Here is a 12,046-nt window from a genome sequence, read left to right on the forward strand (position 1 = left end):
CAGGCAAGCCCAAGACCGAATAGCGCCCAGGTTGGACGGCCACGAAATCGCTGACTAGGGGCTAGGCACATGCTCGCATGAGGGGTAAGGGATCATCTTCCTACTCGCCTCTCTCCAGAAACAACCCTGACAGAACTCTGACCGTCAGAGCACGATCTTTGGCTTAAATCTGACTGGACGGCGGCAAACGCATCGCTCCCGTCACCACGGTGCGTTGGCTGACCGTCTTCCCCATGATGAATACCCCCACTCGTCACGCGCTGACGCTTACTCTGGCGGCCTTGAGCACCTTAAGCGTCGGTCTCGTTCCGCTGCCCGCCCAACCCGATCCGATCGTGCAACTCGAGCGCACATTCCCGCGCCCGCCCGACACCGCCCGCCCCCGCACGTGGTGGCACTGGACCGGCAGCAATGTCAGCCTCGACGGCATCACCAAGGATCTGGAGTGGATGCAGCGCGCCGGGATCGATGGTTTCCAACTTGCCGACGTTTCCTTCGGACGCGGTCAATCGCTTGAAACCAAAACGCCGTTCGGCAGCGCCGCCTGGTTCGAGGCCGTGCGCCACGCCGCAACGGAAGCGGAGCGGCTTGGTTTGGAGATGACCATCTTCAGCTCGCCCGGCTGGAGCATTACCGGCGGCCCCGGCGTGAAACCCGCGCAGGCCATGAAAAAACTGGTCTGGAGCGAGACCGTGATCGACGGCCCGGACACGTCCCGCGTAGTGCTCCCTTCCCCACCGACCAACAATGGTTCGATCCGCAACCTTGGCGGTGGGCTGCCGCGGCCGGGCACCACACCCGATCTCACGTTTTACGCCGACGCCGCCGTCATTGCCTATCGCACTCCGGCGGCTGAAGCCGACACGGCGAAGTTGATGCCCTCCACCGTCACCGTGAATGGCACCCCGATCGACGCGGCCGCCTTGCTGGACGACGATCTCAACTCCGCCCTGACCTTGCCCGCGCCCGAGGACGGCTCCCCCGCGACGCTGGACTACGGGTTCGCTCAACCCCACACCCTGCGTGCGCTCACTCTGGCGGGTCGCGGGGGTATTCCCGTGGGCCGCGTGTTGGCCAGCGCCGACGGTGAAACGTTTGAGCCCATCGTCGCCCTGCCCGGCACCCAGCTTTATCGGCAAGGCAGCGTGCGCACGTTCGCGTTTCCCGCCGTCGTCGCCACGGCGTTACGCATCGAGCTGACCGGCGCCCCGATTCGCCCGGCGCAAACCATGAGCGAAGTCGCTCCGTCTCCAGCTGATGAATACGTGCTCACCGAGGCCATCCCGCACACCGGCGCCCGCATCCATCGCGGGGAGGAAAAGGCCGGCTTCAGTTTCCTTTTTCAATACGACACCGTGCCCACGCCCGCCGGGCCGGAAACCACCGTCGTCGATCCGGCCGAGGTCATCGATCTCACCGCCCACATGGCCCCGGACGGCACGCTGGACTGGGCGGCCCCGGCAGGCCGCTGGACGGTTCTGCGGCTGGGCTACTCGCTCACCGGTGCGAAGAACCGTCCCGCCGTGCCGAGCGGCCAGGGTTTCGAAGCCGACAAGCTCAGCGCCGAGCACATGGAGGCCTACTATCACAGCTACTTCGATCCGCTGCGCGAGGCGCTGGGACCGCTCTACGGCTCCGCCCTCAGTCACGTGCTGATCGATAGTTGGGAGGCCGGGTATCAGAATTGGACCGACAACCTGCCCGCCGATTTCGCCGCGCGGCGCGGTTACGATCCCACGCCTTGGTTACCCACCTTGCTCGGCCGCGTCGTGGGCGACGCCGAGACCAGCGATCGTTTTCTGTGGGACTTTCGCCGCACGCTCGCCGACCTCTGGGCCGAAAACCACTACGGCGCGCTGACCGATCTGCTCCATGAGGACGGCCTCCAAGTTTACAGCGAAGCGGCCGGGGTCTCGCTCGAAATCCCCGAGGACACGTTGCTCAACAAGAGCAAGGTCGACATCCCCATGGGCGAGTTCTGGGTGCGCGATCTGCACCCGCGACTCATGTATCTGCAGGACGTGCGCGGCGCGGCGTCGGCCGCCCACATCTACGGCAAACCCATCGTCGCCGCCGAGGCCTTCACCGGCGGTGGCTTTGAATCGCCCTATAAACTGAAGCAGGTCGCCGACTACTGGTTCGCCCAAGGTATCAACCGCCTCGTGCTGCACACCTCGGCTCACCAACCGCTCGATACCAAACCCGGCAACACGATGGTCGGCACGCACTTTCACCGCAACATCACCTGGGCGGAACAAGCGCGGCCGCTGATGGATTATTTCGCGCGCACGTCGCACGTGTTGCAGGCAGGAAAGCCGGTCGCCGACATCGCCTACCTCCTCGCCGAAGGCGCGCCGTCAACCCCGACGATCTGGGGAGCCGGCACGCAACCCGCCGCTCCGGCGGGCTACGACTACGACTTCATCAACGCCGACGTCCTGCTACACCGGCTCACCGTCGACGACGCCGGGCGACTGACCGTGCCCGACGGGCCGTCGTGGAGCGTGCTCGTGCTGCCCGAAACCGACCGTATGCGCCCCGAACTCGCCCGCAAAATCGGTGAACTCGTGACCGCCGGTGCGACCGTGGTCGGACCCAAACCGCGCCTGTCGCCGAGCTTGCAGGGTTACCCGGAGGCCGACCGCGAACTGCGCGTGCACGCCGACGATATTTGGGGCGATCTCGACGGAGCCAGCCGCACGATCCGGCACGTTGGCCAAGGCCGGGTCGTCTGGGGGCGCACCCTGGCCGAAACCTTGGCGACCCTGCCGCTCGCACCCGATTTCGAATACGCGGGCGGGCTCGATGCCGACGTCGCATGGATGCATCGCACCGTCGGCGAGTCCGAGGTTTACTACGTCGCCAACACCACCGATACGGCCCACGCGTTGGAGACACGGTTTCGGGTCGCGCACCGCGATGTCGAAATCTGGCACGCCGACACCGGCCGGATCGAGCTGGCCGATTTTCGCACCGACGGAGACCGCACCGTCGTGCCGTTGGAGCTTGCGCCGCACGAAGCCGTATTCGTCGTCTTCCGGCGCGAGGCTCCGGACTCCTCCCGCACCACCACCGCCACTGCCGCCGATCAATCGATCGCCTCGCTCTCCGGGCCGTGGGAGGTCGCCTTCCCGTCCGACCTCGGCGCTCCGGAACACGCGACTTTTGCCGAGCTCATGTCGTGGACTGATCGTCCTGAAGACGGCATCAAGTTCTTCTCCGGCACGGCCACCTATACCAAGACGTTCTCGGCTCCCGCCGGGTGGTTCCCGGCGGATCGCGCCGTCATCCTGGATCTCGGTCACGTCGGCGATCTCGCCGCAGTTGCCGTCAACGGCCAGTCGCTCGGACTCGCGTGGAAAGCCCCGTTTGAAATCGACGTCACGGGCGCGCTCCGACCCGGCGAGAATACGATCGAAATCAAAGTCACCAACCAGTGGTCGAACCGGCTCATCGGCGATCGCGATTTACCCGACGACGAAAAAGTGCTCGGCGATTCCGGCGTTTCTCCCGGCGGCATCGGCACCGGGCAACTCACCGAGCCCTTCGAAGCCGGCCTCATGGGTCCGGTGCGACTGAAGTCCCGTCCGGTCAACCGCGTGGCCGACACGCCCGATGGCAGCGTCGCCGACATTCCCGTCAACTACACCGCCACCCGCATCGCTGACTACGACCTGCCCGACCCGCTCCGCTTCAACGATGGGCGCATCGTGAAGACCGCTCAGCAATGGCGGGAGCAACGCCGGCCCGAGATCGTGCGATTGTTTGAAGACCACCAGTTCGGCCGCACTCCACCACCGCCGGCTGAGCTCACCTACGACGTGTTCGAGGCGGGCACGTCCGCCTTCGACGGCCAAGCGATTCGCCGACAGGTCACGATTTGGTTCACCCCCGATCGCACCGGGCCGAAGATGGAGCTCCTGACCTACGTGCCGGCCGATGCCGACGGCCCGGTGCCGTTGCTACTCCAGGCGAGTTTCACCGCCAACAATCTCGCCGTCGGCGATCCCGGCGTGAAGGTCGGCGAGCGCTGGGATGCACGTGAACAACGTCGCGTGCCCGCCACTGGCAATCGCCGTTTTGGGCAACTCGACGTGCCGCGCCTGATGGCCGCCGGACTCGGCGTCGCCACGGTCAACTACACCGATATCGACCCCGATGCCCTCGGGGCCATCGCCGCCGGCGTGCGCGCGCCTTTTCTCGCGCCCGGACAGAACCAGCCCGCGCCCGACGAGTGGGGCACGATCTCCGCATGGGCCTGGGGACTCAGTCATACGCTCGATTATTTTGCCACCGACCCCGCGATCGACGCGGACCGCGTCGCCTTGTTCGGCGTGTCCCGTCTCGGCAAAACCGTGCTTTGGACGGCGGCGCACGATCCGCGCTTTGCCGCCGTGATCGCCAGTGTGTCCGGCGAAGGCGGGGCCGCGCTGAGTCGCCGCAACTACGGCGAAACCGTCGCACATCTGGTCGCGCCGACCCGCTATCCCTATCAATTCGCCGCCAACTACGCGAACGCGGCGGCCGACCCGAACACTTCGCCGGTCGACGGCCACCTGCTGGTCTCGCTCATCGCGCCCCGACCCCTGTTGCTGCAAACCGGCGACACCGACCGCTGGTCCGACCCCGAAGGCGAATGGTTGTCATTGCTCGCGGCGCGACCGGTCTACGAATTACTCGGCCAATCCGGTCCAGCAACTGATGCGTTTCCCACCACCGGTATCCTCGTTGGCGATACGCTCGCCTACACCATGCACACCGGCGGCCACGGCACCGTGCCCGGAGACTGGGACCGCTTCATCCCGTTTCTCGTCCGGCACCTGCAGCCGTAGCCGAGGGACGACTTCCACGTCGTCCGCCACTGCCCCTCAACACGCCAACCGAAAAGGCAAAGCGGACCGGGTGGAACCGGCCCCTCCCCAAGCAATGTGCCCACGACCGCCTATTCCGGCGCGTCCTCGGGCACACTGGCCAACGATTTGATGAACAGCACCAACGAGGCCAGATCGTCGCGATTCAAGATGCCTTGAAACGACGGCATGCTGGCGTCGTCGCCGCCAAAACCTGCCACCACCTGAAACTCCGGGCGCAGGATCGATCGACGCAGGTAGGCATCATCCGCACTCACGGTTTCTCCATTGGTCAACTCGCGGTCCTTCCAATACAGACCGGCAAACGAGGGTCCGATCTTACCTTCCATGGAGCCGTCGATCGAATGGCAACCGATGCACGCATATTGCTCGTAGAGCTGCTGGCCCCGCTCCGCCGAGATTGCCGTCTCTTCCCGCCGCACGGTGCGAGGTGCCCGCTCGTGCGCGAATACCGTGGTCATGTCTGTGACCTCAAATCCTTCGTCCGACGGATCAAATTTCTCCAGCTCATGGAAGGTGAAATAGGCCGAGGTCCAATCGCCAAACAGGTTGTAGTCCAACGCAAATTGCATCGTCGGTCGCAAGTCCTTGATCGCCAGAAACACCCGCCGCCGATCCGGCGAAACGAGCACGCGATGGACGTCCCAAGGGTCTTCGCCGAATGACCCATCGGCCCGGTATTGCGCCGAACCATACGCAGGCGTGCGTCGATATTCCCAACTGCGGGCCTCGTAACTACCGGGATCGCCAGCGAGGGTGGGATCGAGCGGAGACGGAAACTCCAACAGCACGCCCTCGCGAAAGCCGCGCGCTCGCACAGGCAAGGCATCGACCCCCGCCACCACACTCAGGCGCGACAAGCCTTCATGGCGTTTGGCGTTGGATCCCCAAATTTGGAATCCCACCATGTAGAAACGTCCGTCGACCGGATTGATGGCGGCGCCCAACAGCGGCACCTCCACGTCCACCGGCACCGGCATCACCGCCGCCTGCTCCCGCCAATGCTCCGGATCGAGCATCACTTTGAGCAATCGCGGGCCCTGATAATCGAGCCACAACATCGAACCTTGCAACGAGCCCAGTCGCTCGTCCCGGGCCCACACTTGTTTGATGCCCGATTGGGAAACCCGATGCGGGATCCACAACGCCGGGGCCGACGTCGCCGGTGGCTCCTCCGGCACGCTCTGGCCGAACCCGTAAAACCCACCCGGCTCCAGCACCAAAAGCGGCGTCGAGGGCACCCAGTTCCCCTGCTGGTCGCTGGCCGTGATCAATCCCGTCAGCGGGTCCTGCGCCACGTAGCCGTTGCGGATGCCGCTCGCGTAAACCTCCGCCTCCCGGCCGTCCGCCGACACCCGCAAAACGCGCCCACTGTGCGGCGACAGATTTTCGATCTGCTGCCCACCTTTGCAGATGAGAAAACTCCCATCGGGCAACGCCGTGAGCGTCATCGGCATGTCCCGGGACTCCGCACTCTGGACGAACCGATTGCTGAACAGCGCGTAATAATCGGTCTCTCCGTCGCCGTCGTTGTCCACCAATCGTGTAATCCCCAACCGACTGAAAACGAAGATCTCGCCGTCGCGTTCCGCGAGACTCTGCGGTTCATTAAAACCCGCCGCAATCCGACGCCAAGTCGACGTCGCCGTGTGCAACCCTTCCACGCGGTAAACATCGCCGTCAAACGTCAGCACCGTGGCACTGCCATCCGCCCGAAACACGAGATCCACCGGCCGGATGCGACGCGCCCACGGATTCGGATAAGCCAGCGCCAGATTCTCCACTCGATAGGCCCCATCGCCCCGCGGATCCTCAAAGGTCATCTCCACTCGCTCCGGCCAGCGCGGCCCCGTTCGCGGCGACGCCGTGGTCCAGGCTGGCGGGGTTGCCTCCGCCACGACGATCCGTTGCAAGGTATCGTCGGCATTCAGTTCATAACGAATTACCATCTCGTGCGGGCGGTCGTTCGAAGGAAGTTCCGCCACGAGATGATTTCCCGCTCGCCATGCGACGCCTGCGCTCGCGGCCCGGACCCGCTGCGCCGCCTCGTCATCCGCCCCAAAATCGACCAGCGACAACACGCGCGGCGCGCCCGCTCCGGTGAGCTTGATCCAGCGTTCCACCGCGATGCCCTTCGGCGTGGTTCGCGCCCGATAACGCTCCTCCACCTGCGCGCCGCTCACCTCGTAGTGCAGGCTCACACCGTCGCCCCGATCCGCCACGCCGCGCCATTGTCCAACCTCGCGCGGCAAGGGTCCGCGTCCCAACTCGTTCTCCGCCAACCAACGAGGTCGCGGGTCGCTCCATGCCTCGGCCCCGCGCGTGTGCCAGCCCGGGTGCAGTCCGGTGGACGCGACCAACGGACCGCCCGGCTCCGGCAGGTCGCTTTGCCCCGGAGGAGCCTTGCCAAAGGTCGTGGCATAGGAACGCGTGGCGAGCCCCCTCGGCGTCAATCGGCGCCCCCGCCAGATCGCCGCCAGACGCAGCAACTCCGTATCAAATCCCACGGCCACATTCTCACCGAGCGTCAACGCGACCACCCGCGGCGCGAGGTTGCCCGCCGCCACCGGCGATGCACTTTCCCGCAAATCGAGCGTTGTCTCAAACAGCGGCGTCGTCGCGTCGCGGTAATCCGAATACATCGGCCGCTCGCCGCGCGCGGCGCCCCGCCCCTGCCCCAGGACCGGAGACAGGACGCCGAGCGGCCACGCGACGGAAAGGATCAACAGTCCGCGTCCGATCATGTGGTGCACCTACGCCAGTAAAACGCGACCGGGGCCAACCTAGGATTTCGGGGCACTCCGGCCGATGAGCGCGAGACACTCGATCGCCGCCAGGCTCCATTGGTTGGTGCTGTTGGTCGAAACCCCCGGGCCTTCCTCAACCGGACGGAGCACGTCCGGACCGGTCAATTCACGACGCGACGGCTCGAACGTTTCCCAACGGTTGTTGCCCTTGAATTCATCCCAGGCACGCGCCGCGAGGTCGTCGCGGTCGAGCTTCACCGCGGCGTAGGCCGTGAGGCGGGAGTGACCCTGGCGCAGGCTGTTGCCTCGCAGGCCCTGCCCGAGTCGGGCTTCCTGCGTCGTCCGGTCCGCACTGTAAAGTTCGCAGTAGTCCAGCCAGGCCTGCCGGAATTCCGGCACATCGAAGTTCTGGATGAGTTCCGCGCAGACCTCCACGAGCCCGAACACCGCATTGAGATGGGAAAGACCGATCTCGTCGGGAGCGGCGATGGAGAACTCCCCGGTGTTAAGATTCATGGTGACGCCCGCGCTGAAAAATCCATGCGGCTGGGCGCCGATCGAGCGCATGCCATTCAGCAGACGCTGCTTCATCAGTTCACTGCCCGTGCGTTCCCATTCGGTGAGCCATGCACCGGCCAGCGACCCCCAATCGGTGCCGAAACCGAGTCCCACGTTGTCCTGATCCTTTGATTCGGCCCGGGCCAGATCGCCCGCCACTTCCGCCGAGGCGAGTTTGCGGGTCGGCGGCACGCGTAACAACGCCCGGCCGGCTTCGACCTGCGCGCGCATGAGATCCCCCACCCGCTCATCGCCGGTGAGGTAGTAATAGTAACGCCGGTTGACGGCCGTGCTGATGCGCAACTGCTTCGCGCTGCAGCCCCAGTGCAGGACATTGTGTCGCGAACCGAGCGGGGCGAATTTGCCGATGTGATGCACGTCAACTTCGCCCGTGTGCCGCGTCATCGCCTCGGCAAAACGGAACAAGTCCGCCCGGCCGCTGCGCAGGAACTGCATCCACAGCCAGATGTCGGTCGCCAGTTCGGAGTTGTCCCACGCAAACCCCCCGATGTCATAACGCCACTCGTGGCGGTCGCTGTCGTAGGTGTGCATGACGTCTCCATAATTCCAATACCCATACCAGCGGCGTTGCTCCTGTTGATCGCGGTAGAATTCGAAATACCAGTCGAGCTTGTCCTCGATGGCCGTCCGGGCCGGGGTCGAGCGGTCGACCGGCGTCCAGATATCGCCGAACACACGGCTGGCATGCAGATGCTCCGGCGTGGTGGTGAGCACAGCCGGCTCGCGCACGGCTGCTGCCAGTTCCGCCAAGCGTTCCCGTGAGGGCGTGGCGGCGCACACGGTGAAAAACAGCTCACTGGTGCGGGCGACTCCCGCCGGGGTGTCAAAACCGGGCTCGTAGTCTTCGTAGGTGATGTTGAGACCACCGTTGTATTGCTTTTCGTAAGTGTCCTGCCCGAGTCCGTCGTGATAGGACCGCAAGTCCATGGCGGGTGCCTCCGGGGCCCACATCCACACCGTCACCGTGGCGGCGGCCGTGGTGGCTCCGCGGATATCGAGCTGCGCGGGATAGCTTTGCCAAAAGTTGCGCAACCCAAAGGCGAGCCCGCCCTGCGGCGTGCCGATGTAGCCCGAGCCCCCGGCCCGTTGACCCTGGGCGGAGGTCAACCACGTGTAACCGGCCTGAGTGCGCTTGCGAATTTGAAACCCGTCCGCGTTCGGTTGACTGAGCGTCCACTCGTCGTAGGCGGGGATGTATTGCAACCGTTCCACCACGTTCTGCTGCCAGTCCGCCAATGGCGGGGTCGCCTCGCCCGCGACTTGCGCAGCCGTGACCTCGCGGCCCGGGAAACGTCGCAGACCGGTGAGGCCGCGCACGGCTTCGCCAAAAAGGCCGTCGTCCTGTCCCGCAAACCGCACGTGACGATCATAGAGCTCGCCGCGCAGCGGCACGTCGAAACGCAGCCCGAGGCCTTTGATGAAATCATGATCCTCATCCCCGTCGAACGTGATGGTGTGCATCGCCCGCACGGTGTCGCCGCCGGCGTAAAAATAGAGGCGCACCACAAACGGCAGCCAGGTGCGTTTGGCATCGGCGTGACGCCCCTCGATCTTGACCACGGCACGCACGGGGCCGTCTGATTCCAACGTCACGGCATCGATGCGACCCGCAAACGCCTTTTCCCGCGTCGTGCCGGGCGCACTACGATCTTCCAGCAGGCAGACCAGGCGACCCGCTTGGGCGATGGTTTCGCCTCCCCGCGTCAGGGCGGGCACCAGCACATCGCCCTGTTGGGCGATGTGCGCCTGGATCACGCCAGTATCAACGAAAATGCCCTCGGCCGTGATCCGGGTGTTGAGCGGCCGGTTTGGCGAGGCCGGCGTGCCGGCCGCGAGTTCATAGTGACCGGACAACGGCACGTCGGCCGGCGCCGCGTGAGCGGTCCACTTGAGGGATCCATCCGGCCAATAGGCCAACGGCCAGGATTGCACCGGTGCGGCGGCACCCTCGGCGCTGGTCAGCGCGAAACGAGCCGTCGCCGGGTGCCGCCCCTGCGGCCAGGACACGCCCCAGGTCGTCCCGCCGAAAACGGCGGGCGCGGCATCATCGAGCCAACGCACGGGCGCGGCCCCGGCGGCGGTGGCCCGCGGCATGGTCGGACTGCTGCGTCCGGGCGCGGTCTGCGCGGTGGCGGTGGAAACAAATTTAGCGGCGGCGGTGGCAAGAGCGGCCGTGCGCACGAAATCGCGGCGGGTAACAGTGGACATGAGGTAGGAGGAGTGAGTCGGGTTACAGATTGAACGGACGCGGGATCGCAACCCCTAGTCCAAGTGAAAAACCTCGCGCAGCGGGGCGCTCACGGGGCTGTGATCAGAGTTCGAGGGCATGACGTCCCCCATGTGCCGCCACCATTTCTGGCAGACGTCCGTTTGGGCGATCGCCTGCCAGCGCGCCTCGTCCTCGATCTCCGCGTAAGCGAAGAGTTGACGGGTCTCGGGCAGCAGAAAAATCGAGTAGTTGTGCACCCCGTGCGCCTTCAGCACCGCCTCGAGTTCCGGCCAAATCGGACGGTGGCGGCACTCATATTCGAGTTCCTGTCCGGGATCGACGGACATGACAAAAGCTTGGCGAATCATGATGGGGACAACATGCGGGGCGGCGGGGTGAGGATCACCACAAATCTCCGCCGGAGCCGCCGCCATGAGAACCTCGCTTGGACAGTCCGATTTAATTCGATCCGCGCCCTTTTTGTTTGAAACCAATTCATGCCCGGCGTGTCGTTTCAAACTGTCCGCATGCCAAACCCCACCCTGCGCACTCTGGCCAAGGAATTAGGCCTCTCTCGCACCACCGTCTCCGACGCCCTACGCGGTTCCCCTCGCGTCAAGGCCAAGACGATCGAGCGCGTGCGGGCAGCCGCCGACGCCGCCGGTTATCAACGCAATCCGCTCACCGGCACCGTCATGTCGCTGCTGCGCCGTTCCGGCGGACAGGAGTTCCGCGGGGTCATCGGCATCATCGATTTCGTGCCCGAAGACCGCTCGCCCCACGCGCAACGCTACGCCGACGCGGTGGTGGCGGGCATTGACCGCCGCGCCGATGAACTTGGTTTCAAGGCGGAACGTTTCGAGGTCGGCCCCAAGGGCATGCACCTCAAGCGGCTGGATACGATCATGCACACGCGGGGCATCCAGGCGCTCATCATCCTGCCGGCCGTCGGATTCCCCGATCTGACCGCGCTGAACTGGAACCGCTACACCGCTGTTTACACGGATTACTTTATCGATCGCCCTGGTCTGCACTGTGTGTGCTCGGACCACTACCGCTCCATGGTGGCCCTACTCAACGAGACCCATCGCCGCGGCTATCGCCGCCCCGGTCTCTACATGGAAATCCCGCTGGACGAGCGGCTGCAGTTTCGCTGGGAAGGCGCGTTCGTCGCGCTCCAAAAATACCTGCCCGACATCACCGAGGTGCCGCCGCTGCGGCTGGCCAAAATTTCCAAAAAGGAGTTTCTGATCTGGTTTAAGAAACACAATCCGGACGTGGTCTTCGGCCATGACAGCGACGCCCTCCAGTGGATGAAGGAGGCCGGTGCCCGCGTGCCCGAGACGCACAGCTACGTGTGTCTGAATTCCCTCCGCGCCCAGACCGGCTGCACCGCGCTCGATTTCCAAAGCGGTCAGCTTGGCGCCCGGTCGGCGGAACTCGTCACCGCCCAGCTTTTGCACAACGAACTCGGCGTCCCCCGCGAGCCGTCGCTCACCACCTTGCCCGCCCTGCTCGTGGAGGGAAATACGCTGGCCAAGGTGAAGCCAACCGTCGCCGCGACCACCAAGAAAAAAGCCGCGCCGCGCAAACGGCAGACAGCGACCGCCAAGTAAGCCGCGAGCTCGCGCGCACTCCCG

The 12,046-nt window shown here is 65.2% G+C and carries 5 protein-coding genes; 2 read left to right on the top strand and 3 right to left on the bottom strand.

The window, feature by feature from the left end:
- Nucleotides 1–233: 233 nt before the first annotated feature.
- Nucleotides 234–4,832 carry a glycosyl hydrolase gene (locus PXH66_RS18030; protein WP_330932095.1) on the top strand — a complete coding sequence of 1,533 codons (4,599 nt, stop codon included), beginning with the start codon at nucleotides 234–236 and terminating at the stop codon, nucleotides 4,830–4,832.
- 110 nt (nucleotides 4,833–4,942) lie between these two features.
- On the opposite strand, the gene PXH66_RS18035 is transcribed toward PXH66_RS18030, so the two are convergent.
- Genes PXH66_RS18035 through rhaM form a run of 3 tightly spaced genes read right to left on the bottom strand, consistent with a single transcriptional unit; the run spans nucleotide 4,943 to nucleotide 10,774 of the window.
- Nucleotides 4,943–7,615 (bottom strand): DUF6797 domain-containing protein, encoded by a 2,673-nt coding sequence (locus PXH66_RS18035; RefSeq protein ID WP_330931092.1) that lies wholly within the window; start codon nucleotides 7,613–7,615, stop codon nucleotides 4,943–4,945.
- 39 nt (nucleotides 7,616–7,654) lie between these two features.
- Entirely contained in the window at nucleotides 7,655–10,405 is a 2,751-nt protein-coding gene (locus tag PXH66_RS18040) for an exo-rhamnogalacturonan lyase family protein (RefSeq protein ID WP_330931091.1), read from the bottom strand.
- Between the two features lie 54 nt (nucleotides 10,406–10,459).
- Entirely contained in the window at nucleotides 10,460–10,774 is a 315-nt protein-coding gene (rhaM, locus tag PXH66_RS18045; RefSeq protein WP_330931090.1) for an L-rhamnose mutarotase, read from the bottom strand.
- Nucleotides 10,775–10,933: 159 nt separating this feature from the next.
- Between rhaM and PXH66_RS18050 the strand changes: the two genes are divergently transcribed.
- A complete protein-coding gene (locus PXH66_RS18050) occupies nucleotides 10,934–12,022 on the top strand; it encodes a LacI family DNA-binding transcriptional regulator (RefSeq protein WP_330931089.1) in 1,089 nt (362 codons plus the stop codon).
- Nucleotides 12,023–12,046 lie beyond the last annotated feature (24 nt).

The sequence above is a fragment of the Synoicihabitans lomoniglobus genome, assembly GCF_029023725.1.
Classification (GTDB): domain Bacteria; phylum Verrucomicrobiota; class Verrucomicrobiia; order Opitutales; family Opitutaceae; genus Actomonas; species Actomonas lomonigloba.